Source organism: Polaribacter aquimarinus (genome assembly GCF_003129485.1).
GTDB lineage: Bacteria > Bacteroidota > Bacteroidia > Flavobacteriales > Flavobacteriaceae > Polaribacter > Polaribacter aquimarinus.
Genome location: NZ_QFFG01000004.1, coordinates 185,313 through 211,613 on the forward strand (window position 1 = coordinate 185,313; position 26,301 = coordinate 211,613).

The 26,301-nt window shown below is 30.3% G+C and carries 22 protein-coding genes; 21 read left to right on the top strand and 1 reads right to left on the bottom strand.

All coding sequences use genetic code 11. The annotated features are described in order from the left end of the window. Positions 1-4 precede the first annotated feature (4 nt). The gene (miaE, locus tag DIS07_RS10640) at positions 5-586 is read left to right on the top strand and encodes a tRNA-(ms[2]io[6]A)-hydroxylase (RefSeq protein ID WP_109405236.1); all 582 of its coding nucleotides are present in this window, start codon (positions 5-7) and stop codon (positions 584-586) included. After that, a complete protein-coding gene (locus DIS07_RS10645; protein ID WP_109405237.1) occupies positions 586-1,017 on the top strand; it encodes a DUF4268 domain-containing protein in 432 nt (143 codons plus the stop codon). Before miaE ends, DIS07_RS10645 begins: the two co-directional genes overlap by 1 nt. 161 nt (positions 1,018-1,178) lie before the next feature. Here DIS07_RS10645 and DIS07_RS10650 read toward each other — a convergent pair whose 3' ends face one another. Continuing rightward, entirely contained in the window at positions 1,179-1,517 is a 339-nt protein-coding gene (locus tag DIS07_RS10650; protein ID WP_109405238.1) for a DUF4870 domain-containing protein, read from the bottom strand. 101 nt (positions 1,518-1,618) lie between these two features. Between DIS07_RS10650 and mnmE the strand changes: the two genes are divergently transcribed. The 19 genes from mnmE (at position 1,619) to DIS07_RS10745 (ending at position 26,301) form a co-directional block, all read left to right on the top strand. Then, positions 1,619-3,007: a tRNA uridine-5-carboxymethylaminomethyl(34) synthesis GTPase MnmE gene (gene mnmE / locus DIS07_RS10655; RefSeq protein ID WP_109405239.1), complete on the top strand. Its 1,389-nt coding sequence runs from the start codon at positions 1,619-1,621 to the stop codon at positions 3,005-3,007. Between the two features lie 221 nt (positions 3,008-3,228). Then, a complete protein-coding gene (locus DIS07_RS10660; RefSeq protein WP_109405240.1) occupies positions 3,229-3,594 on the top strand; it encodes a helix-turn-helix domain-containing protein in 366 nt (121 codons plus the stop codon). 3 nt (positions 3,595-3,597) lie between these two features. After that, positions 3,598-4,692, top strand: coding sequence for a site-specific integrase (locus DIS07_RS10665; protein ID WP_109405241.1), 1,095 nt, complete (start codon positions 3,598-3,600; stop codon positions 4,690-4,692). Further along, entirely contained in the window at positions 4,692-5,657 is a 966-nt protein-coding gene (locus DIS07_RS10670) for a DUF6617 family protein (RefSeq protein ID WP_109405242.1), read from the top strand. Before DIS07_RS10665 ends, DIS07_RS10670 begins: the two co-directional genes overlap by 1 nt. Before the next feature lie 156 nt (positions 5,658-5,813). Beyond that, positions 5,814-6,116, top strand: coding sequence for a helix-turn-helix domain-containing protein (locus tag DIS07_RS10675; RefSeq protein WP_109405243.1), 303 nt, complete (start codon positions 5,814-5,816; stop codon positions 6,114-6,116). Further along, complete coding sequence (locus DIS07_RS10680) at positions 6,113-6,409, top strand: helix-turn-helix domain-containing protein (protein ID WP_109405244.1); 297 nt, start codon at positions 6,113-6,115, stop codon at positions 6,407-6,409. Before DIS07_RS10675 ends, DIS07_RS10680 begins: the two co-directional genes overlap by 4 nt. Continuing rightward, positions 6,396-7,304, top strand: a complete 909-nt coding sequence (locus DIS07_RS10685; RefSeq protein ID WP_109405245.1) for a BT4734/BF3469 family protein — start codon at positions 6,396-6,398, stop codon at positions 7,302-7,304. Before DIS07_RS10680 ends, DIS07_RS10685 begins: the two co-directional genes overlap by 14 nt. Further along, a complete protein-coding gene (locus tag DIS07_RS10690; RefSeq protein WP_109405246.1) occupies positions 7,301-9,079 on the top strand; it encodes a DUF3987 domain-containing protein in 1,779 nt (592 codons plus the stop codon). The genes DIS07_RS10685 and DIS07_RS10690 overlap by 4 nt, the downstream gene beginning before the upstream one ends. 233 nt (positions 9,080-9,312) lie before the next feature. Then, positions 9,313-12,465 carry an Eco57I restriction-modification methylase domain-containing protein gene (locus DIS07_RS10695; protein WP_109405247.1) on the top strand — a complete coding sequence of 1,051 codons (3,153 nt, stop codon included), beginning with the start codon at positions 9,313-9,315 and terminating at the stop codon, positions 12,463-12,465. Positions 12,466-12,623: 158 nt separating this feature from the next. Further along, the gene (locus tag DIS07_RS10700) at positions 12,624-14,705 is read left to right on the top strand and encodes a Piwi domain-containing protein (RefSeq protein WP_109405248.1); all 2,082 of its coding nucleotides are present in this window, start codon (positions 12,624-12,626) and stop codon (positions 14,703-14,705) included. Positions 14,706-14,751: 46 nt separating this feature from the next. Beyond that, positions 14,752-15,069, top strand: a complete 318-nt coding sequence (locus DIS07_RS10705) for a DUF6660 family protein (protein ID WP_109405249.1) — start codon at positions 14,752-14,754, stop codon at positions 15,067-15,069. A gap of 49 nt (positions 15,070-15,118) precedes the next feature. Continuing rightward, positions 15,119-17,305, top strand: a complete 2,187-nt coding sequence (locus DIS07_RS10710; protein ID WP_109405250.1) for a TonB-dependent receptor — start codon at positions 15,119-15,121, stop codon at positions 17,303-17,305. Positions 17,306-17,307: 2 nt separating this feature from the next. Beyond that, positions 17,308-17,721 (top strand): Fur family transcriptional regulator, encoded by a 414-nt coding sequence (locus tag DIS07_RS10715; RefSeq protein WP_109405251.1) that lies wholly within the window; start codon positions 17,308-17,310, stop codon positions 17,719-17,721. Positions 17,722-17,777: 56 nt separating this feature from the next. Beyond that, entirely contained in the window at positions 17,778-18,137 is a 360-nt protein-coding gene (locus DIS07_RS10720) for a DUF3703 domain-containing protein (RefSeq protein WP_109405252.1), read from the top strand. A gap of 164 nt (positions 18,138-18,301) precedes the next feature. Then, positions 18,302-18,796, top strand: a complete 495-nt coding sequence (locus DIS07_RS10725) for a methyltransferase family protein (protein WP_235869127.1) — start codon at positions 18,302-18,304, stop codon at positions 18,794-18,796. A gap of 29 nt (positions 18,797-18,825) precedes the next feature. After that, on the top strand, positions 18,826-20,778 hold the full coding sequence (locus tag DIS07_RS10730) for a heavy metal translocating P-type ATPase (protein WP_109405344.1): 1,953 nt from the start codon (positions 18,826-18,828) through the stop codon (positions 20,776-20,778). Positions 20,779-20,839: 61 nt separating this feature from the next. Beyond that, a complete protein-coding gene (locus DIS07_RS10735) occupies positions 20,840-21,253 on the top strand; it encodes an HYC_CC_PP family protein (RefSeq protein ID WP_235869128.1) in 414 nt (137 codons plus the stop codon). A 108-nt stretch (positions 21,254-21,361) separates the two neighbouring features. After that, positions 21,362-25,069 carry an efflux RND transporter permease subunit gene (locus DIS07_RS10740; RefSeq protein WP_109405254.1) on the top strand — a complete coding sequence of 1,236 codons (3,708 nt, stop codon included), beginning with the start codon at positions 21,362-21,364 and terminating at the stop codon, positions 25,067-25,069. Continuing rightward, a complete protein-coding gene (locus DIS07_RS10745) occupies positions 25,066-26,301 on the top strand; it encodes a TolC family protein (protein ID WP_109405255.1) in 1,236 nt (411 codons plus the stop codon). Before DIS07_RS10740 ends, DIS07_RS10745 begins: the two co-directional genes overlap by 4 nt.

A 26,301-nucleotide genomic window follows, 5' to 3' on the forward strand; every position in this document is an offset into this window, starting at 1 on the left:
ACAAATGTTAGGATTACAATTTGAAACTGAAACTTCTTGGGCAGAAATTGCAAAAGACAATCTACAGCAAATATTAACAGACCATGCTTTTTTAGAGCAAAAAGCAGCTTCTAATGCAGTTTCTATCATCATTAATTATTCCGAAGAAACTGAACTTGTTAAAGAAATGAGCAATATTGCCATTGAAGAAATGCAACATTTTAAAATGGTGCATTTATTAATGGTAAAACGTGGAATGGTTTTGGGTAGAGAGCAAAAAAATGATTATGCAGTAAGGTTGCAAAAATTTTTCCCAAAAACCAAAGACAGGACAGATGCTTTAATTCAACGTTTGTTAGTTGCTGCATTAATTGAAGCTAGAAGTTGTGAGCGTTTTAAAGTGTTTTCTGAAAACATGGAAGATGAAGAATTGTCTAAATTCTACAATAACTTGATGATTTCTGAAGCCAATCATTACACCACTTTTTTACAATTTGCTCGTAAATATCAAGATAGAGAAATTGTAGATAAAAAATGGAATAATTTACTGGTTTTCGAAGCTGAAATGATGCGAGAACGTGGAAAATTAGCTAAAATTCACGGGTAATGTTCTCTAAAGAAGAAGCTGCTAAACTCAGAAAAGAATTCTGGACCAGTTTTGGAAAATCATTTCCAAGAAAATGGTTATTATACAATACAAAAATAAAAGGATTATCTTTTAAGTTTGTAGCAGATAGAAAAAAAGCTGCTGTTTGTTTAGACATTGAAACCCCGGATGAATTGGTCAACTTATTGTATTACGAACAAATGATTTCTTTAAAAACTTTACTAGAAAATGAACTTCCAGAAGTTATTTTTGATGATGGTTATCAATTAGAAAACGGAAAGCAAATTCATAGAATTTATGTTCCATTTGATGGTAAATTTAGTATTCATAACAAAAATACATGGAGAGATTGCTATGAATTTTATATTGAGACCATGAACGCATTTGAGCTCTTCTATTATGAATATGAAGACGTTATTAAGAATATATAAACTTCTCTTTTAATCTAAAAATTAACAAATACACCTACGTTAAGGATTGCAACGGCATCCCCTGAACCTGTTTCAGGGATATAGTGAAAAGCCCGACCTGAAAGGTAACGCCCTTAAAAATCACCCAAAAGAGCGATTTTATTGCTACCATATTTCTTTTTCTATTTTATAAAATTGATACTAAAAGGATAACTTGGAGCTTCGTTATTACTCGCTTTTACAGCATTAATTATAGGGAAAATTAAATAGAAAAACCCAATTGCAATTAATCCTAGAATACCTAATCCTAATAATAAAATTAAAGGAATACAAATTAAAATATAGATAAACATAGAAATTCTAAAGTTTAAAATTGCTTTTCCGTGCGCATCCATATCTAAAACTTCATCTTTTTTTGTAAGCCATAAAATTAATGGTACTATAAAACCACCAATACCCGTTACAAAATCTAATAATTGGCTTAAATGTGTAAGTACTAATAATTGTCTGTTTTGTTTCATTTTTATATTTAAAGTTTAGTTATGTACTTATTTGACGCACAAATTCTTGTTTTGTTACAAAGATACATTTACAAACTAATTAAGCTGTGTATATTTGCAATATGATTAAAAACGATACTATTATTGCTTTAGCTACTCCTTCTGGAGTTGGTGCAATTTCTGTAATTAGACTTTCTGGAGAAAATGCAATTAGCATTGTTAATACATTCTTTAAATCTGTTAAAAAAGGAAAATCGCTTAAAAACCAGAAATCGCATACTATTCATTTAGGTCATATTATTAATAATACTGTGATTATAGATGAAGTTTTAGTGTCTGTTTTTAAAAATCCAAATTCTTATACAGGAGAAAATGTGGTGGAAATTTCTTGTCATGGATCGAGTTTTATTCAACAAGAAATTATTCAGTTATTTTTACAAAATGGTTGTAGAATGGCTGATAATGGTGAATTTACCATGCGTGCTTTTTTGAATGGAAAGATGGATTTATCTCAAGCAGAAGCTGTTGCTGATGTCATTGCTTCGAACTCAGCTGCAAGTCATCAAATGGCAATTCAACAAATGCGAGGTGGAATTACTAATGAATTAAAAGAATTAAGAGTTCAATTACTAGATTTTGCTGCTTTAATAGAGTTAGAGCTCGATTTTTCTGGAGAAGACGTAGAATTTGCAGATAGAACCAAATTTAAAGAATTAGTCGCAAAAATCTCTTTTGTTTTAAAACGTTTAATCGATTCTTTTTCTTTTGGTAATGCCATGAAAAATGGTATTCCGGTTGCTATTATTGGAGAACCTAATGTTGGAAAATCTACACTTTTAAATGCACTTTTAAATGAAGAAAAAGCCATTGTTTCTGAGATTGCAGGTACTACAAGAGATGCTATAGAAGATGAGTTGATTATTGATGGTGTTGCTTTCAGGTTTATTGATACTGCAGGAATTAGAGAAACCAAAGATGTTGTAGAGAATATCGGAATTAAAAAAGCGTACGAAAAAGCAGAAAATGCACAATTGATAATTTTTATTATAGACCCTAGAAAAGAGAAAAAAGAACAAAGACAACAAGAAATTGACAGCATTAAAAAGCGTTTTCCTAATAAAAGACTTTTAGTTATTGCCAATAAAACAGATTTAATTTCTACTGATGAAATTGAAAATTTAAAATCAGAAATTGAAAATTTAATTCCTCTTTCAGCAAAAAACAAAACTGGAATGGATGGACTTAAAAATGAGTTAACTTCTTTAGTAAATATTGGTGCTTTGAGTAATAATGAAACTATTGTTACCAATTCTCGTCATTTTGAAGCACTGAATAATGCATTAATGGCTATAAACTCTGTTCAGGAAGGTATTGATTTAGAAATTTCTACAGATTTGTTTTCTATTGATATTAGAGAATGTCTGCGTCATTTAGGCAACATTACTGGAGAATATGACATTGACAAAGACATTTTAGGGCATATTTTTGGAAACTTTTGTATTGGAAAGTAATTACCTTTCTTTTATTACATAACTACTTGTTTTTCTTTAATTTAACCAAATATATCTTCCTTTATTTGTTGCTTATTAGCTCTTTTTTGATTAAATTCGTTGTATAATCGTTGCCTTATTTCATTATTTGTTGCCCAAATAGATAAATAAAAACACATAGGAAATATTATGCACCATAATGCTACCTATTGACCCATAAGGCTACTTAACGCACCAAAAGGATGAGTAGTAACATATATCTTTTAAAAAATTGTCAGCAATGTAATAAGACATTTACAGCGCGAACAACAGTAACTAAGTATTGTAGTAATTCTTGTGGCAAGAAAGCTTGGAAACTAAGAAAAAGACAAGAAAAAATAAATGCTGCTATTTCTGAAACTGAAATAAAAAACGAAACAATCAATAATACTAATACAGTTCTTAATACAAATAAAGAATACTTAAGTATTACAGAAGCTTCTCAACTTATTGGTGTTAGCAGGTGGACCATTCAGAGAATGGTTCAAAATGGACGATTAAAAGCTGTACCATTTGGTAGAAAAAGAATAGTATCTAAAAAACAAATTGAAAATTTATTTAATGAATAAGCTATGAAAGTAACGCTAAGAAAAAGAAAGAAGAATAAAAATATAAGTTTATACCTCGACTATTATCATAAAGGTAAAAGAAAAACTGAATATTTAAGACTATACCTCACTCCTAACCCTAAAACTACAACAGAAAGAGAGGTTAATAAAAAAACCTTACAACTAGCTGAAACTATTTGCGCACAAAGACAGATTGAATTACAAAATGGAATCTATGGTTTTGATAATATTGAAAAATTAAAAGGCAGTTTTATTAGTTACATTAAGACATTAGCTGAAACCAAAAACAATAGTGCTGGTAATTATGGCAATTGGAATAGTATGTTAAAACATCTTGATAAATTTTGTCCAAATGATATAAGCTTTAAAGATGTTGATAAAACGTTTGTAGAGAATTTCAGAAACTATTTAGATAAAGATGCCATTGGTAGAGCAAATAAAAAACTATCTCAAAACTCAAAGCATTCTTATTTTGGTAAATTTATGGCTGCACTAAAACAAGCTGTTAAAGATGATATTCTAAAAATTAATCCTGGGCAAAATGTAAAGCATTTTAAACAAGGAGAACCTCAACGTGAATTTCTAACCTTAGATGAATTACAAGCAGCAGCAAAAACAGAATGTGAAATTCCTATTTTAAAAACCGCTTTTATATTTTCTACTTTAACAGGCTTAAGATGGTCTGATATAGTAAAATTAAAATGGTCAGAAATTCAACATTCTAAAGAAATGGGATATTACATCAGATTCACTCAAAAGAAAACAAAAGGAACACAAACCCTTCCTATATCAGAACAAGCAAGAACATTATTAGGTGAAGAAGATAATCAAGAAAACCAAATTTTTAAAGGTTTGAATTATAGTGCTTGGTCAAATTTAAAATTACAACAGTGGATGATGAAAGCAGGAATAACAAAAACAATAACTTTCCATTGTGCAAGACACACCTATGCTACCCTACAATTAACACTAGGAACAGATATTTATACAGTTTCAAAACTATTAGGACATAAAGAATTAAGAACAACTCAAATATATGCCAAAGTTATTGATGACAAAAAAAGAGAAGCTGCTAACAAAATAAATTTAGACTTATAATGATAAACGATATTTACGCTTCCTTAATTTCCATAACAGAAGGAATCCATAAGGACAAAAAAAACGAACGTGATTATAAAGAACTGAATAATAATTTTAAAAACAGCGTTGCTTACAAAACTCCTCCTCTATTTACAATAAGTTTTACCGAAAAAGATTTTGGAGCTAAACGAAAATATTATAAAAAATTAATTGATATTGAAACTTGCAATAAGTTTAATAAATTAATTGATAGCTTTCCAGAGAATGCAATAGAACACGAACATATTTTCAATTATCAAAAAATCTTTGACCAATACAAACATCATCTACGAAATGTAGATAATTACATCAAAAAATATAATTTTCATAGAGAAAACATCCAAGAAGAGAACACCTTTGTTATTCAGTATTTAAAAACAAATATGATCTGGTTGTATTTAGAATTACAAGAACGATTTGCTGAATATGGTGAAGAAGACAGATTTACAGTTGAGGAAATCTATAAACACCATTTTAATGAAGTTTTAAATGAATACGATATTGTTAAAAACAAGGATAAAACCACTAATAAAACAGAATTAAAATCAAATACAAAAGTCTCTAAGAAGCTAAATAAAAAAGTTTCATTTGGTTATTTAAAAGAAGATAAAAATTGGCTTTTAAAAATTTTAAAAAGATTACAGTTTAGTATTGATTTACTAGACACTTCAACAGATGTAGAAGATTTATATAAATTATTATTGACTGAAAATTTCAATCAAATTGAAAAGAAAATATATTTAGATTGTAAGACAACTGAATTTAAGTACGTTGTAAATAAATTAAAAATGCATTTTAAAAACTTGAATCCTACAATAATAGAATCTACAGGTCTATTTTATACTAAACTAGGGAAACCTTTAACTGCTCAAAACCTATATTCTAAAAATAACAATCCGTTAAAAAAAGAAAGTATAGACAATATCTTCAAACAAATACAATAAAAAACAATGAGATTTATTAGAAATCTCATTGTTATCTCCCACTCACCTAAAACTCTCACACTTTAAAAATCATTGTTTTTAAACCTTTGTATCGTTCTTGATAACCAAGAATGACATTTGGCCAGATGTCCTAATTTATTTTAAATCAATTTAAAGATGGACACAAATATCATCGAAAAATTAAACAGCATTGAAAAACTCATAATTGAGCATCAAACAATGCAAAAGCAAGTATTAAATTTTAATGAAACGTGTAAGTATTTAGAGTTATCTCAATCTCACTTATACAAACTAACTAGTACAGGAGCAATTCCACATTACAAACCAAATGGTAAAAAAATCTATTTCAATAGACCAGAATTAGACCAATGGTTGTTACGTAATAAAATTGAATCGCAAGACGAAATCGAACAGCAAGCTGCTAATTATTTGATTAATGCAAAAACGGTAAAGCTATGACTGAAATAATCGATTTGCTACTAACAATGTCTCAAGAAATAAAAGACATTAAAGCACGTATAGATTTAATCAAATATCAAAAAGCTGAAAAGCTAAAAGATAATTGGATAGACAATCAAGAAGTAATGCAAACCTTACACATTAGTAAAAGAACATTACAAACTTTTAGAACAAATGGAACAATACCATATAGTAAGATTCAAGGTAAATTTTACTATAAAGTATCTGATATAGAGCAAATACTGCAAGACAATTACTACAACCATAATTTTAGAAAAGATGGAAATAAGTAAAGCAGCAATACTAAACAAAACACATTATGGCATCAATATTTATGCTTATGTATTAAAGCAGTATTATTCAAATCAAACAGTTCTTTCCTTAACAGGAAGGAGCTGTAAAATAATCAAGAATCCTTTTAATAAAGATAAAGAGACTTTAAAAATTACGATTGAAAATAATATTGCTATTCATATAGATACTGAATTAAGTAGTTTTAAAGGAGATGTTTTTGATTTTGCTCAATTGTATTTTGATACTGAAAATTCTGAACAGTTGCTTATAAAAATAAGTGTAGCGTTACAATTAAATTTAAAATCGAAACCTAAAGAAGAAGATAAATTCTTTCACAATGCAGAAAATACTTGGATTGCAAAATGTAGCTTTTTCAAAGCTCCAATTAGAAATGTTTTTCCTGCATATACTTTATGGCTTCATCAAATACATAGCTTAATCATTAGTACTAAATATAAAAGTGCTACAGAAAGTTATAGAAAAATAACTGATACAAAAGAAGCACGAAAATTCAAAGCAAACAATTTCGACTATGTAACTTTTTCAGGAATTTTTAAGAAAAGAAATGACAAAGAATTAATCAAACATTCAAATTTGTTAACCTTAGATTTCGACCATTTAGAAAATATCATTGAACTAAAAAAACATTTACTAAATGATGATTATTTTGATACTGAACTATTATTTACCTCACCTTCTGGTAAAGGTTTAAAATGGATTATTAGAGTAGAGATTTCTGAGATAACACATTCAGAATATTTTAAGGCAGTAGCCAATTATTTAAGTTTCACCTATAACATAGAAGTAGACCAATCAGGTAAAGACGTTTCCAGAGCTTGTTTTTTATCATATGATCCAACTGCTTTTATAAATAAAAGACATCAATTAGTATGAATAAGAAGTTCCAACCTAAAGAATGGCTAAATAAACCCATTAAGGAGATAGCAACAATTAGCAACAAAACAGCAACAATCGTTGTTGAGCCTACTAGCAACAAAATAGAATCCTATATAAATGAAATAGAACGAAATGGTATTGATATTACTGTAAACTATACAAATTGGAGAAATATTGGTTTTGCAATTGCAGAAGAATATGGAGAATCTGGAAGAGAATACTTTCATAGAATAAGTAAGTTTCATTCAAGTTATGACAGTAAAGATTGTGATGAACAATATTCCAAATGCATCAATGCAAAAGGTCACGGAATTTCGATAGCTACTTTATATCACCACATACATCAAGCAGGAATCAGAATCACAGAACAACAAGAAAGCAACAAATTTACAACAGCGAATGCAACAAGTTATGAAACAGATAGTACAACACCAGTTGAAACTATTAAGGATAATTTACCTACAATTTCAGAAAATGTATATCAAACCATTCCAGAGTTTTTAAAACTAGTTGTTGAAACTGCATCCAGTGATGAAGAAAGAGATATTTTATTGTTAGGTGCTGTTACAGCTTTTAGTGCGTGTTTACCCAAATTATTTGGCATTTACGACCAAAACAAAGTGTATAGCAACTTGTATTTATTTGTAACTGCTCCTGCTTCTGCAGGAAAAGGAAGATTAAATAAAATTAAAAACTTAGTAGACCCAGTTCATAAATCAAAAAGAGAACAATCTAAAGTTTTAAAGCAACAATACGATTCAGAAATGAATGTTTACAATCTACATAAAGGGAAAAGTGAAAAAGCAGAAAAACCATCTAAACCACCAGAACAAATGCTATTCATTCCTGCTAATAATAGTGTAACTGGTGTATATCAATTAATATCTGACAATGAAGGTAAAGGATTAATTTTTGAAACTGAGGGAGATACATTAGCACAAGCCTTTAAAAGCGATTATGGTAATTATTCTGATGGTTTTAGAAAAGCCTTTCATCACGAAACAATAAGTTATTACAGAAGAACAGACAGAGAATATGTAGATATAGATAAACCTTGTTTATCAACAATTCTTTCAGGTACACCAAAACAAGTAGCTACATTAATTCCGAATGCAGAAAATGGGTTGTTTAGTAGATTTATGTTTTACTATATGAACATCAAGCCAATTTGGAAAAATGTTTTTAATAATAATAACAAAGTAAATTTAGACGATTATTATAACAATCTAGGGCTTCAATTTTTAGAGCTATATAAAACGTTAAAGAACAATGGTGAGATTGAAATTCAACTATCAACAACACAGCAACAACAGTTCAATTCTTTTTTTGAATCGTTACAAACCAAATATGTAAATCTACAACCAGAGGAATACATTGCAACCATAAGAAGATTAGGTTTAATAGCATTTAGAATAATGATGATATTCTCAGTATTTAGAATTATGGAAGATGGGGATGTAAATACTATTAGACAATGTGAAGATGAAGATTTTAACAATGCCATTTCTATAATTGCAACACTGGTAAACCATAGTAGTAAAGTGTTTAATGATTTACCTATTGAACCTAAAACACAAAAAAGATTGAATAAAAAAGAGCGTTTTTTAAATGAACTTTCAGCAAACTTTACAAGACAAGAGTATTTAAATATTGCAGATAAATTTAGCATCCCTCACAAAACTGCTGAAGGCTATATTACTTCTTTTGTAAAAGCTAATTTAATTCATAGAGATGCACATAATTGCTATACAAACCCTGCAAAAGAAACCTAAGGATTTTAAGGAAACTAAGGAAGCAAAGGAGCAATCAACTCTTTTGCTTTTTTTCTTAATATCCTTAAATCCTTCAAATCCTCATAGACATAAATTAAAGGTTTCTTTTTTGTTAATGATTAGTTAGTAACTATTAATTGCCTTTAATTAATTCTTCTTTTCTTTTATTATATTAGTGATGTTTTTTAATCAACTTTATTTCAAAGTTAGATTATTGTGAAAAAGAAAAATAAATGTCATTATATCAAACATCTGTTCTAAAGAACCATATCAACTTACAAGAAAAAGAGGTTATTGTAAAAGCCTATAAAAAGTATGTCAAATATTTTTTAAATCCTACCATTCAAGAAAATATACGTAGTTCTAAAGAAGAAGAATATCAAGGTATATTTTTAACAGAGTTATTTGTAAATATTTTAGGCTATACACTAAAACCAAAAGCAGACTTTAATTTAGTTGCAGAATATAAAAACCAAACCAATTCTAGAAAAGCAGATGGGGCAATATTACATAATGATATTGCTATTGGAGTAATAGAATTAAAAGGCACAAAAACCAAAGATTTAGAAAGCATACGTAAACAAGCATTCGATTATAAAGCCAATCAAAAAGGATGCGTATATGTAATTACGTCTAATTTCGAGAAGTTACGTTTTTATATAAATGATGCCACCGAGTTTGAAGAATTCAACTTATTCGAACTCACTAAAGAACGTTTTCAACTCTTCTATTTATGTTTACAGAAAGATAATATTATAAACAATGTTCCTTTAAAAATTAAAGAAGCATCTATAGTACAAGAAGAAAAAATAACAAAAGATTTTTATAAAGATTATTCACTCTTTAAAAGAGAATTGTATAGAGACTTGGTAAAGCAAAATGCCAAACGTCTTAAAACTCAAAATGTCATTTCGAGCGCAGTCGAGAAATCTCCAGAAGAACAAGCAGAACAACAACGCTTAGAAAAAAATGTAAAACTCACATTATTTAAAAAATCACAAAAATTAATAGACCGTTTTCTATTTATATTCTTTGCAGAAGACCGTAGTTTATTACCTGCAAATAGTACCCAGCAAATATTAGACAAATGGAAAGATGATGTAGATTTTGGTGACGACAGACCATTATACACGCTATTTAAACAATATTTTAAATTCTTAGACCAAGGAAGAGCAGGTACATCTAAAAGGGCAGAAATATATGCTTATAATGGCGGATTATTTAAAGAAGATACGTTATTAGATAGTTTACTAATTGATAGTGATTTACTATACAAACACACCCATAAATTAGCAGGTTACGATTTTGAAAGTCAAGTTGATGTTAATATTCTAGGACACATTTTCGAAAACTCTTTAAATGAAATTGAAAGCGTAAATGCAGAAATTGAAGGTGCTAATTTTGACAAGCAAACCAGCAAACGTAAAAAAGACGGAGTATTCTACACCCCAAAATACATTACCAAATACATAGTAGAAAATACAGTAGGTAAATTATGCGAAGAAAAGAAAGCAGCATTAGGTATTAAAGAAGAAGAATATTTTAAAGGACGTAAAAACAGAAATAAAACCACCATAACCAAGTTAGTTGGTTTGTTAGACACCTATAGAGATTGGTTATTACAATTAACCATTTGCGACCCTGCTTGTGGTTCTGGTGCATTTTTAAACCAAGCCTTAAACTTTTTAATTGCAGAACACACCTATATTGATGAACTAAAAACAAAAGTATTAGGTGGAGGTTTTCAATTCTCAGATATAGAAAACACCATTTTAGAAAACAACATTTTTGGGGTAGATTTAAACGAGGAATCTGTAGAAATAGCCAAACTTTCTTTATGGTTACGTACAGCACAACCACGTAGAAAATTAAACGATTTAAGTAGTAATATTAAATGTGGTAACTCTTTAATTGATAGCAAAACAGTTGCTGGTGATAAAGCTTTCCATTGGGAAACAGAATTCCCACAAGTTTTTGATCCTTCGTCAAGCTCAGGAGGTGGTTTTGATGTGATTATTGGGAATCCTCCTTATGTTTTTGCTAGAGATAATTTTTCTCAAGAAATTAAAGACCATTATTCTAAAAAGTATGTATCAGCAGAATATCAAATAAATTTGTATTTGTTATTCATAGAGAGAACAATTAATCTTATTAAAAACAAAGCGAATTACGGCTTAATAATACCTAATGCTTGGTTAATGGTTGACTCAGCAAAGGGTCTAAGAAATTATATATTAAATACTTGTGAAGTAAATCAAATCATCAATTTGGCAGGTTATTCATTTGAAGGTGTTAATGTGGAAACCATAATTATTATTGCAACAAAATCTAAAGAAGTTACTATTACAAATAAAGTTGATGTATCATTAAGTCAAGGAAAAGAGTTTCGATTTGCACACCAACGAAAACAAATTGACTTTAAAAATAATGAAGGTTTTGAATTTAAAGTTTTTTCTGATGAAACAAGTGTAGCCTTAACTAAAAAATTAAAAAAAGGTTCTGAAATTCTGGATAATTTAGTGTTGATAAAGGCAGGGTTACAGGCTTATGAAAAAAACAAAGGAGAACCAAAACAATCGGTTGAAGATGTAAAAAACAGACCTTATGATTATGATTTTAAGTATGATGAAAACACTCATAAGTATCTTGAAGGAAAAGATGTAGGTAGATATTTTACGAATTGGTCTGGACAGTATTTGAGGTATGGTAAAATGTTAGCATCACCAAGAACAATAAATTTATTTGATGGGGAAAAAATTATAATTCGAGAAATCACAGGCAAGTTTCCAAATAGTATTATTTCTACCTATTGTGAGGATTTTTATTTATACAATAGAAGTAATATAGGTATTATAAAAAGAGATAAAAAAAACATTTCTTTAAAGTATATAGTCACTATTCTTAATAGTAGGTTAATGGCGTATTATTTTGTAAAAAACACTGCAAAATCAGTTCGTAAAATGTTTCCTAAAATTATTTTAAATGATTTAAGAAAGTTTCCTATTAAAGAAATATCAACAGAAGCGCAACAACCATTTATAAAAAAAGCAGAACGAATATTATTCTTAAATGAAGAATTACAAACATTATCTTCTAAATTCCAAAGAACCTTAATAAGAAAATTTGAAACTTTAGAAAAGCTACCTAAAAAATTAGAAAACTGGTATAGTTTGACTTTTGCAGATTTTGTAAAGGAATTAAAAAAGAAAAAAATAAAACTTTCTTTATCTGAAGAATCAGATTGGGAAGATTATTTCCTAACAGAACAGACAAAAGTAACTGCTTTAGAATATCAAATTAATACACAAGATACTCGCTTAAATTGGTTGGTTTATGAGTTGTATGGCTTAACAGAAGAAGAAATCTCAATAGTTGAAAACTCTTAAGATTCACGAACACCTTAATAAAAATAAAAAAGGGGTGAGCTAAATTGCTATAGTAGAAAACTCGTAAGTCATTGTAATAACGTATGTCATTGCGAGTTTACGAAGCAATCTCTTAAAAATTGAGAAATAAAAAAAATGAAAAAGAATAACAATACATTATGTCAGAAAAATTGCATTTCAATATCCTATCCTTTGATTGGCCAGAAATAAAACCAATATTCTATTTTACAGTAGAGGAAACAGAAAATAGTCATCCTATCCATAAATCCAAATGGTCTCCTAAAATATTAGAAGCCTTTCCAGAAGTAAACAGTTCAGATAAAGAGTTTATTTATACAACCTACACACAGCAAGTAGATGGCGCTATTGGGCTAGAAATAAAAATGTTTAAAAAAGAACTTCAAATATATAAACAGTACCTCAAATTCAAAATTAGAAATCACTTTAAAGAAAAAGGGTTTATCGTAGTCAAAAATTTTATTGGAGATGTTCAAATATGGTTAAAAGAAAAAAAAGAAATTCACCCATTATACAACAGGTATTATAAGTTTTCTTTAAAAATTCAATTTGCTCAGGTTTCAGAACACCCAGAACTAATTGTTTCTTTTGATGGTATGGCCAAAGTAATGAACATTCCTTTATCGGAAATTGAAGACACAACATTGGTAAAAAGAACGGTTTATAATAACAGTGTATTCAATTATCAAAAATTAAACGATCCTGATAAACAAGACTTTTACAATACCATAGAATTTGAGAAAGCTTTCCCTTTATTGCGCAGAGATTTGGCAAAAGCATACAATATACCAGAGCCAACTCCAGAACGTAGTAATAGATATACAAATTATCTAAAAAATAGTACAACTTTTGCAAATGCTTACCTGCTAACAGAAGAATTTAAAGCAATAATTCCAATATATGGCAAAAAATTTATTGAAGTACCTAAAAAACTAATAAACCACATAGACCCACAAAAAGGTTTATTAGAGTATGCGAACAAGAATAAAGGTCTCATACCAAAAAGAGAACTTGGTAAATTCAAACCATATAGAAGACCAGAAAATCCAAATATCAAATTCTTTTTCATTTATCACGAAAGTCATCAACCTCAAATAAAAACGCTCTATAAATATTTAACAAAAGGTACAGGTGAAGGTACTTTTTATCAAAGTTTAGAAAGTTACATCAATATCAAAGCAAAATTGTCTAACGACCATTTTATAAAATATACAGATGTACACAATCCTATTCCAGAAATTATAGCGCAATTAGAACAAAAAGAATTTGACAAAGATTCAATAAGATATGCTGCATTTTATATCAGTCCTTTTGATAAGTTTACACCCAACAAAGAAGACAAATTAGTCTATGTAAAAGTGAAAGAACTATTACTCAAAGAAGGTATTATTTCTCAAGTAATAGATTACAATAAAATGCAAATAGATATCAATAAACCTAAGAGTTATCAATATACATTGCACAATATATCTTTAGCTATACACGCTAAATTAGGAGGTGTTCCTTGGAAGTTGGCAGTTACAGAAAAAAAAGAATTAGTAATTGGTGTAGGTGCATTTACTTTTCAAGATGCAAATAGACGCTATATTGCAAGTGCATTTAGTTTCCAAAACAATGGTTTGTTTAATGGTTTCGATTATTTTTCTGAAAGCAATAGTAAAGCTTTAGCAGGTAGTATTTGTAATAAAATAAGAACTTTTTCCTCTCAGATAGAACCAGAAAAAGTAGTCATTCATTTCTATAAAGATATGAGCGAAAAAGAAATAGCACCTATAAAAAAAGGAATGAAATTGTTAGGCTTAAATGTCCCATTATATATTTTAAATATCAATAAAACTGAAGCACAAGATATTATTGCTTATGATAGTAATTGGTCTAATCTAATGCCAAAAAGTGGTACATATATTAGAATAGGTTTCAATAAGTTTTTACTATTCAATAATGCAAGGTATAAAAATGATTATAAATATCCTGCTGCAGAAGGATACCCCTTCCCTATAAAAATTGGTATTTCAAGTCCAGATGAAGACGCTTTCGAAGATGCAAATATTATTACGGTGCTACTCACACAAGTGTATCAATTCAGTAGATTGTATTGGAAATCTTTAAGACAACAAAATGTACCAGTAACCATAAAATACCCAGAAATGGTTGCACAAATTGCACCTCTTTTTCAAGGTACAATTCATAAAGATTCTAAAGATAAATTGTGGTTTTTGTAAATACTTTGCACAACCATTGCATCATTAAATTTTTATCTTTGTAATTGTGAAATTTGTAACAGTCATATTATCCTTAATAATACTATTGCTTTCAGCAAAGCCTTGTTCTGATGGTCAAAACATAGAAGACCAGCATCAAGACAAAATAAGTGTTAATCACAATCATCAAGAAGATAGCGACGATTCTTGTCCTGTAACTTGTATTTGTAATTGTTGTGGTATGTCTATTACTTACGAACCAATCAAGACATTTGATTTAAAATTCAATATTAAAATTTCAACGGAGTTAATTTCTACATATCAACCTGTTTATAGGTTTAATTTTATTTCTAATATTTGGCAACCGCCACAAGTAATAAGCTAAAACAACACGATTTTAAATCAATTATTTAGTTAATTACAATTATAATTCAATGAATAAATACATATTGAGCATAAAGCTCATTTTAATACTTTGCCTATCATTACAGGCACAAACAACTAACATACAAATTAAAGTTATAACAGAGGCTGAAAACGAGCCTTTAATGGGTGCTACAGTTTACTTTGAAGCATTAGAAAAAGGTGCTGTAACTAATTTTGATGGTATTGCAGAATTTACAGAAATACCAGACGGTCAGCATCAAATAATAATTTCCTTTTTAGGTTTTGAAACATTTGAGACAACAATTCAAATTCCAAGTAATAAAAAATTAGTGTTTAAACTAAAAGAGGGTGGCAATCAATTAGATGCTATAGTACTGCAATCTACAAGAAGCACAAGAACAGTTCGAAAAACACCTACACGCATCGAGTTTATAGGTGCAGAAGAATTAGGAGAAAAAGCAATAATGAACCCCACTAATATTTCTATGGTGCTTCGTGAAAGTACAGGAATACAGATGCAACAAACTTCTTTAAGTAGTGGGAGTACTAATATTCGTATTCAAGGTTTAGATGGTAGGTACACGCAATTATTAAGAGATGGGTTTCCATTATATGGTGGCTTTTCAAGTGGATTAAGTATTTTACAAATTCCACCTTTAGACTTACAACAATTTGAGATTATTAAAGGTAGTTCCTCTACACTTTATGGAGGTGGAGCTATTGCAGGTTTGGTGAATATGGTTTCTAAAACACCAAATGAAGAACCTGAATTAGACATTATGCTTACGCAGACTCAAGCATTAGGAAGTACAGCTAATATATTTTATAGCAGACGAAATGAAAAATTTGGTTTTTCACTTTACGGATCTGGGCACTATCAAAAACCTTTTGACCCAGAAAACGACGGTTTTAGTAATTTACCAAAAACAACATCAATTTCTTTTAATCCTAAAGTATTTTATTATCCATCAGAGAATACAACAATTTGGTTTGGATTAAACGGAACGTATGATGATAGAATTGGTGGTGATATTAACAAAATTGAAAGTGGAGAAAATGGCTTCCATCAATATACTGAAGAAAACAATTCTAAAAGATTAAGTAGTCAATTGGTGTATCAAACGCAATTAGATTCTGTTAGTTCATTAGAATTTAAAAATAGTGTCTCTTTTTTTGATAGGAATTTAACTGTTCCTGATTTTAATTTTGATGGTCAGCAAACAAACACTTTTACTGAAATCACATATTCCAAAGCATCAGAAAAAACAGATTGGATAATTGGAGCTAATCTATATACATCAAATTTTGATGAAAATGACAGTGCACCTTTACAACGTGACCAAAAGGATGTAACTGCTGGAGTTTTTGTAAATAATACTTATGATATATCAGAAAACTGGATTTTGGAAACAGGTTTAAGAGCAGATTATAATACTGATTTCGGTTTCTTTCCACTTCCAAGAATTTCATTACTATATAAAAATAATAGTGGATTTTCAAGTAGAATTGGTGGAGGTTTAGGGTATAAAATTCCAGATATTTTTACAGAAGAAGCAGAGTATATAAATTTCGAAAATGTTCTTGCAATAGATAAATCCACAGTAAATGCAGAACGTTCTTATGGTGTTAATTTCGATTTCAACTATCAAACACGTTTAACTGATGAGATTGGTTTTTCTGTAAATCAATTATTCTATGTTACTGCTATTAATGATGGGTTGCTTTTAAATTCAACAGATAACGGATTATTTCAGTTTGAGAACGCAACAGATAAGATTTTAAGTAAAGGTTCAGAAACGAATATAAAATTTACATACAAAGACTTTAGATGGTTTTTAAACTATGCGTTTATTGATACCAAACTAAATTATTTACCTGGTAATCCTCAAAAACCATTAACAGCAAAACATAATGCAGGTAGTGTATTAATGTATGAGTCTGAAAAGTGGCGAATTGGTTATGAAACCTACTATACAGGAAAACAATTTTTATCTAATAGAACAGAAACTACAGATTTTGTAACTATGGGATTATTAGTAATGCGTAATTTTAAGTTTTTGAGTGCATTTATAAATTTTGAAAACTTTACAGATAGAAGACAAAGCAGATTTTCACCTTTGGTTTTACCACCACACGAGAATCCTGTATTTCCAGAGATTTATGCACCTACAGATGGTTTTATATTTAGTGTAGGGCTTATTATTAAACCATTCGGAAACGAAGACCACGATTAGTTATGCAAACCATAGAACAATTATTAGAGTTAAAAAATATTCGCGTTACGGCAATGCGTTTATTGATTTATAAGTTTCTTGCAGAGAAACAAGTAGCAGTAACATTAAGTGATATTGAAAATGCTTTTGACAAAGCCGATAGAACGACGTTATACAGAACTGTAAAAACTTTTGAAGAAAAAGACATTGTACATCAAATAGATGATGGTACAGGTATTACCAAATATGCTTTATGTGAACAAGGTTGTAGTTGTGATATAAATAAAGATTTACACTTACATTTCCATTGTAACAATTGTAATGAAACCATTTGCTTAACAGACCATAAAATACCAAAAATTAAAGTGCCTGATGGCTTTGTTTCAGAAAATGTAAACTTGGTTGTAAAAGGTATATGTGATAAGTGTAGTGGATAACAAATGCACTTCCATTGCACTAACTATTGTACTACTTTTATTGAAAATTAATGTATATGAAGTTAAATACTAAAATACCAAGCAATTTAAAAGTTGCTTTTGAAAGTGAATTGGAAAAATATAGACAACATCTTAATTCTGGTAATTATAAAGATGCTTGGTATCATTTAGAACGAAGTCATATCATAGGGCAATCTTATCCTATAGAACATACTTATTCACATTGGTTAATGCTAAAATTTGGATTTATGCAAAAAGATACTAAAGAAGTACTCGGTCAAATTATTAGGTTACTTGTTGGTGGTTGGAAATCATTTATTGACCACGTTCCACTTGGCAATACAGGTGGTGCAAACGTACCACCATTAAAGCGTATGCCCATTCCTAAAGATATTAAAGAATTATTATATAAATAAAACGCCAGTTGAATGATATTTAAAAATAAAATTATTCTTTTTTATTTTTTTGTTAAATATTTAAAAGCAAAACAATGATTCTATTTACTTATTTTATATTTTATTTCCTATTTGTTTTTGTAATCAGGTCTATATTGTTGTGGCAGAGAACAGGTATAAATCCTTTGACCTTCAATAAAACTGATGATGCTCACGGTTTTAATGGTAAGATTTTTACATTTATTACAATTTTTGAACTCATTATTGTTGGTATCTATGCTTTCAAAAAAGAGTGGTACGAATATTTATTACCTTTTTGGTATTTAGAAAATCCTATTTTACAAAAAATTGGATGGGCATTTTTGTTTACATCATTGATTTTAGTGTGGATTTCTCAAAGCCAAATGTCAACCTCTTGGAGAATTGGAATTGATGAAAAGAACAAAACCAAATTAGTAATAAATGGAATGTTTTCAATTTCAAGAAACCCAATTTTTCTTGGAATTATAATAGCAAATATTGGATTGTTTTTAGTAATTCCGAACGCTTTTACTTTATTGATAATTTCATTATCTACAATAAGTATAAACACACAAATTAGATTAGAAGAAGAATTTTTAAAACGAGAGTTTGGAGATGAGTATATAAAGTATGCTAAAAAAGTAAGACGTTGGTTATAAATTTTTCTAATCTAAAGAATTAAAAAATGATAAATAAAAAGAAAGTTAGTTTAAATGACTTAAAACCTGATTCAGAAAAAGAACATAATCACAATGATGGTCACAACCATAATAATCAATCAAATAATTTCAAAGAGTATTTTCCTGCCATAATTAGTTTTACAATGCTAATAATAGGGCTAGCTTTAGATTATTTTAAGGTATTATTCTTTAATGATTGGCAACGAATTATTTGGTATGGAGTTGCTTATCTCCCTGTTGGTTTCCCTGTGGTTAAAGCAGGTTGGAAAAACATAAAAAAAGGCGATGTTTTTACTGAGTTTTTCTTAATGTCGATAGCAACAATAGGCGCATTTGTAATTGGCGAGTTTCCTGAAGGTGTGGCAGTAATGCTTTTTTATGCAGTTGGAGAACTATTTCAAGCTGCAGCAGTAAATAGAGCAAAAGGAAATATTAAAGCATTATTAGATGTTAGACCAAAAGAAGCCAATCTATTTCGTGATGGTGACTATATAAGTGTGTCGCCAGAAGCTGTAAATATTGGAGAGAAAATTCAAGTTCGAGTAGGTGAAAAAATTCCATTGGATGGTATTTTATTATCCGAAAAAGCATCTTTAAATACTGCAGCATTAACAGGCGAAAGCAAACCAGATTCTATTCAAAAGGAAGCCAAGGTTTATGCAGGTAGTATTAATTTAGAAAGCGTTATTGAAGTTGAGGTAACCAATAAGTTTGAAGATAGTTCTATAGCGAGAATTTTAGACTTGGTTCAAAATGCGACAGCACGCAAATCTAAAACAGAATTATTTATTAGACAGTTTGCTCGTATCTACACACCAATTGTAGTGTTTTTAGCTATTGGTGTTACTTTTATACCTTACTTTTTTGTAGATGATTATGTATTTAGAGATTGGTTATACAGAGCATTAATTTTCTTGGTAATATCTTGTCCTTGTGCGTTGGTAATTTCAATTCCTTTAGGATATTTCGGTGGATTGGGAGCAGCTTCAAAAAATGGAATCTTATTTAAAGGTGCTTCATTTTTAGATGCAATGACCAAGATAAATACTTTGGTAATGGACAAAACAGGAACAGTTACCAAAGGTGTTTTTAAAATCAAAGAAGTAAAAGCAATCGGTTGTAATGAAACCGAATTTATGCAATACTTAATGGCGATGGAAGAACAATCCACGCATCCAATCGCTAAAGCAATTTTAGAGTATAAAGCAGAAGGAGAATATTTTGAAGCTAACAAAGTATCTGAAATTGCAGGTAAAGGTTTAAGAGGGATTGTAAATAGTAAAACAGTTTTAGTAGGAAATAAAGCCTTAATGATTGCCAATAGTATTTATGTTCCAACTGAAACGGAATCTATTGTAGAATCGATAATATTAGTAGCAATCGATAATCAATTTGCAGGTTATGTAGTAATAGCAGATGAATTAAAAGAGGATGCAAAAGAAACAATTACAGATTTACATAAAGTAGGTATTAAAAATATTATGATGCTTTCTGGTGATAAAGATTCGATAACGCAACAAGTAGCCAAAGAGTTAAATATTGAAATTGCTAAAGGTGGTTTACTACCAGAAGATAAATTAAACGAAGTAGAAATTTTAAAGAAAAATCCTGAAAATAAAGTAGCTTTTATAGGTGATGGTATTAACGATGCACCAGTTTTAGCAGCGAGTAATGTTGGTATTGCAATGGGTGGTTTAGGTAGTGATGTCGCTATTGAAACAGCAGATGTAATTATTCAAACAGACCAACCTTCAAAAGTGGTAAAGGCGATTAAAATTAGTCGTTCTACACGTAAAGTAGTTTGGCAGAACATCATATTAGCTTTTGGTGTTAAAGTGATTGTATTGTTTTTAGGAGCAGGTGGTTTAGCTACAATGTGGGAAGCGGTATTTGCAGATGTAGGAGTGGCTTTATTAGCAATTTTAAACGCAGTCAGATTACAACGAATGAGATGGAGTTAACCACTAAACTTCTGTTAAACAAAACCAACATTTGTTAAATTTTCGTAACTTCGCAATCAGTATGAAACAAGTATTCCATAAAATAATGTCTTTAGCAATGGCTTTTGTAGTGTTATTCTCTACAATGTCATTTACTATGAATATGCATTATTGCGGAGATACTTTAGTAGAAACGGCTATTTTCCATAAAGCCAAAGGTTGCGGTATGGAAATGGAAAAACCTTCTACTGAAGGATGTTCAATTACTAAGAAAAATTGTTGCGATGATAAACAATTAGCAATTGAGGGTCAAGACGAACTTCAATTACAAGTTGACAAAATTTCATTTGAACAACAGGTATTCATTGCTTCATTTGTTTACACATATATTAACCTTTTTGAAGGTATAAAAAATAATGTATCTTCTTACGAAGAGTACAAACCGCCACTCGTCATAAGGCAACTCTACAAAATTGACGAGACGTATTTAATTTGATTTTTAAACTTTAGACTGTTTTATCCAATGGCTTTGTGTCATAAGGATAATTTGTTGTATTCGGTGTTTTCTAAACATCAATGTCTAACTGTTTAATAATCAAAATATATGCTTAATAAAGCAATCAAATTTCTTATAGAGAATAAACTCGTTGCAGTACTACTACTCGTCCTTTTCGTAGGATGGGGAACAGTAAATGCACCTTTCGATTGGGATACAGGATTTTTACCAAGCAATCCTGTAGCTGTAGATGCAATTCCAGATATTGGAGAAAACCAACAAATTGTATTTACAAAGTGGGACGGTCGTTCACCACAAGATATTGAAGACCAAATTACCTATCCATTAACCACATCTTTGTTAGGTATTCCTGGAGTAAAAACCATTCGTAGTTCGTCTATGTTCGGCTTTTCAAGTATCTATATCATTTTTGAAGAAGACATAGAATTTTACTGGAGTAGAAGTCGTATTCTCGAAAAACTAAACTCATTACCAAGTGGTTTATTACCTGAAGGTGTTAATCCTGCTTTGGGTCCAGATGCAACAGGATTAGGACAAATATTTTGGTACACACTTGAAGGACGTGATGAAAACGGAAACGTAACTGGTGGTTGGGATTTACAAGAGCTACGAAGTATTCAAGATTACTATGTTAAATATGCACTATCCTCTGCAAGCGGAGTATCAGAAGTTGCCTCTATTGGTGGTTATGTTCAGGAATATCAAGTCGATGTTAATCCAGAATTGATGCGTCAATATAATATTGGTTTGCACCATATTGTGAAAGCAGTTAAGGAAAGTAATAAAGACATTGGTGCACAAACTATTGAAATTAATAATGCAGAATATTTAGTACGTGGTTTAGGTTATGTCAAGTCTATTTCAGACATAGAAAATGCAGTTGTTACTTCCGAAGATTATACAGCAATACGAATTAAAGACATTGGAAAAGTATCATTAGGTCCTGCAACAAGACGTGGTTTATTAGATAAAGAAGGTGCGGAAGTTGTAGGTGCTGTTGTAGTTGCGCGATATGGTGCAAACCCAATGGAAGTAATCAATAATGTAAAAGAGAAAATTAACGAATTAAGTGCAGGCTTACCTTCAAAAGTATTAGCAGATGGTAGAACATCACAAGTCACAATAGTTCCATTTTACGATAGAACAGAATTGATTCAAGAAACGTTAGGTACACTCAATGAAGCCTTAACATTAGAAATACTAATTACCATTTTGGTCATTATCATTATGGTATTCAATCTTCGAGCATCAGTATTAATTTCTGGCTTATTACCTGTTGCGGTTTTAATGGTGTTTATAGCTATGAAGTTCTTTGGTGTAGATGCAAACATTGTCGCTTTATCAGGTATAGCAATTGCTATTGGAACAATGGTCGATGTTGGTGTCATACTCTCTGAAAATATTATAAGGCATTTAGATGAAGATGATGGAACAAAACCCATTAATACGGTAGTTTATAACGCCACAGCAGAAGTATCTGGTGCAATCGTAACCGCAGTAATGACAACAATAATTAGTTTCATTCCTGTATTTACTATGATTGGTGCAGAAGGAAAATTATTTAGACCATTGGCATTTACAAAAACCTTTGCGTTAACAGCATCTATTATTGTTGCTTTATTTTTAATACCACCATTTGCAGCATTTTTATTCAGAAAGAAAAGCATTAAAAACACTTTTAAAACTATTTTAAATGGTGTTTTAATAGCATTAGGTATTGCAGCGATAATCTACGGGTATTGGTTAGGGTTGATTTTAATAGCTTTTGGAATTACAGCACTTCTCAATCTTCAAAATAAAATAACAGACAAACAAGCTAATCTTGTCAATATCATTATTTCAGCATCAGCAATCATATTTCTGTTAGCCGAATATTGGAGACCATTAGGTGTTGATAAAAGTATCTTCTGGAATCTCATTTTTGTTAGTGTTATATGTTTTGGTTTATTAGGTGTTTTTTCGCTATTCATCAAATACTATACGCGTATTTTAAGTTGGTGTTTAGATAATAAATTATTGTTTCTATCTGTACCAACAGCTATTGTAATTGCAGGGTTTTTCATTATGAAGAACACAGGCAAAGAGTTTATGCCATCCTTAAACGAAGGCTCATTTCTACTTATGCCAACATCAATGCCACATTCTGGCGTAGAAGAAAATAAAAGAGTTTTACAACAATTAGATATGGCAGTAGCCAGTATTCCAGAAATTGCAACAGTTGTAGGTAAAGCAGGTAGAACAGAATCAGCGTTAGACCCAGCACCACTATCAATGTATGAAAATATCATTCAGTATAAGCCAGAATATATGCTGAATGCAGATGGAGAAAGGCAACGCTACAAAGTAAATGATGATGGTTTGTTTGAATTAAAAGATGGTCGTTTTATTGCAAATCCAAATAATTCTAAAAATGTTACTTATAGTACAGTTAAAAGGTCTCAATTAATTGAAGACAAGGATGGCGAATACTATCGTAATTGGCGACCAGAAATTGAATCACCAGACGATATTTGGAATGAAATCGTAAGAGTCACCAAATTACCAGGTGTTACGTCAGCACCAAAACTACAACCCATTGAAACGAGATTGGTAATGCTTCAAACAGGAATGCGAGCACCTATGGGAATAAAAGTAAAAGGTCAAGACTTAAAGCAAATTGAATCGTTTGGTGTGCAATTGGAAAACATTATCAAAGAAGCTGAAGGAGTTAAAAAAGAAGCTGTTTTTGCAGACCGTATCGTTGGTAAACCCTATTTATTGATTGATATTGATAGAGAGAAAATTGCACGTTATGGAATTTCTATACAAGATGTTCAGGATGTATTAAAAGTAGCAGTTGGTGGTATGGTATTAACACAAACGGTTGAAGGCCGTGAGCGATATGGTGTTCGTGTGCGATACCCAAGAGAATTAAGAGCTAACCCAACAGACTTACAACAGATTTATGTGCCAGTTGAAAAAGGCAGTCCTGTTCCATTAAGCGAATTGGCAACTATTCGCTACGAACAAGGTCCACAAGTCATTAAAAGTGAAGACACCTTTTTAGTAGGTTATGTCTTGTTTGATAAATTAGATGGTTTTGCAGAAGTAAGCGTTGTTGAAAATGCACAAGCATTGATTCAAGAAAAGATAGAATCTGGTGAGTTAATTGTGCCAAAAGGTATCAATTATGCATTCACAGGAACGTATGAAAATCAATTACGAGCAGAAAAAACGCTATCTGTTGTTGTGCCATTAGCCTTGGCAATTATCTTTTTAATACTGTATTTCCAATTTCGTTCTGTGGCAACCTCATTAATGGTATTTACAGGTATCGCAGTAGCGTTTGCAGGTGGATTCATAATGATATGGCTCTATGGTCAAGATTGGTTTTTAAACTTCAATTTCTTTGGCGAAAATTTGCGAGACTTATTTCAGATGCATCCCATTAATTTAAGTGTAGCGGTTTGGGTTGGGTTTATTGCACTCTTTGGTATTGCAACAGATGATGGTGTAGTAATGGCAACGTATTTAACGCAAACTTTTGATAGAAATACACCAGAGAATAAAAAGGAAATTAGAGCGTCCATAGTAGAAGCTGGAGAAAAACGTATCAGACCTTGTTTAATGACAACAGCAACGACCATATTAGCATTATTACCAATACTCACATCTACAGGACGAGGAAGCGATATAATGATTCCAATGGCAATACCAAGTTTTGGTGGAATGCTTATAGCCTTAATAACCTTATTTGTAGTTCCAGTATTATATAGCTGGAAATCCGAAGTTCAACTTAAAAGAGCAACAAAATGAAATATATAAAAATCAATATAAAAACAGTCTTTGTTCTTTGTGCTTTATGCTTCGTGCTTTCTGCACAAAGTCAAGAGTTAGAAACGCTTATTGATGTTGCATTAAATAACAATCCAGAAATTCGAAAATTTGAGTTGCAATACAAAAGAGCTTCTGAAAAAGTAAACGAAGTCAATACAATTCCTAATACCGAATTTGGTGTAGGTTACTTTGTGAGCGAACCAGAAACACGAACAGGTGCGCAACGATTTAAAGTATCGGCTAAACAAATGTTACCGTGGTTTGGCACAATTACTTCACGAGAAAATTATATCAGTTCATTAGCCGATGCAAAATATGAGGACATTGTTATTGCAAAGCGAAAATTGATGGCTTCTGTATCACAATCCTATTATAATTTATACGCTAACAAAGCGAAACAAAGGGTGCTAACAGAAAACATTAAACTATTGGAAACCTATGAGACATTAGCACTAACATCTGTTGAGGTTGGTAAAGCATCTGCTGTAGATGTGTTGCGATTGCAAATGCGTCAAAACGAAATGCAACAACTAAAAGATGTTTTAAGTCAACAGTTTTTAGCAGAACAAACAAATCTGAATAACCTTTTGAACAGGGAAAATGATATTATTGTTACTGTGGTAGAGAGTTTAATAATGCCAACAGAAGACTTTGAAATCACTACTAAAAATTTAGCATTACATCCTGAATTGTTGAAGTATGATAAACTCTATCAGTCCATAGAACAATCAGAATTATTAAACCAAAAAGAAAGCAGTCCTATGATTGGTTTTGGCTTGGACTTTATCAATGTTTCCGAAAGGCCAGATATGAATTTCTCGGATAACGGTAAAGATATTGTGATGCCTATGATTTCCGTGTCAATCCCAATTTTTAATAAAAAATATAAATCTCAAACCAAGCAAAATGAGTTAGAAAAGCAAGAAATAACAGCTCAAAAACAAGAACGATTAAACACTTTGGAAACACTTTTAAGTAATGCGATTAATGAACGTATTTCGGCAAGAATAAGTTATGAGACTCAAACCAAGAACTTAAAACAAGCTAAAGATGCAGAAGACATCTTAATCAAAAGTTACGAAACAGGAACGATAGATTTTAATGATGTTTTGGATATTCAGGAATTGCAACTAAAGTTTCAAATGAACCAAATAGAGTCTATTAAGGGCTACTATGTGCAAAGCACAATTATTAATTATTTAATTCAATAA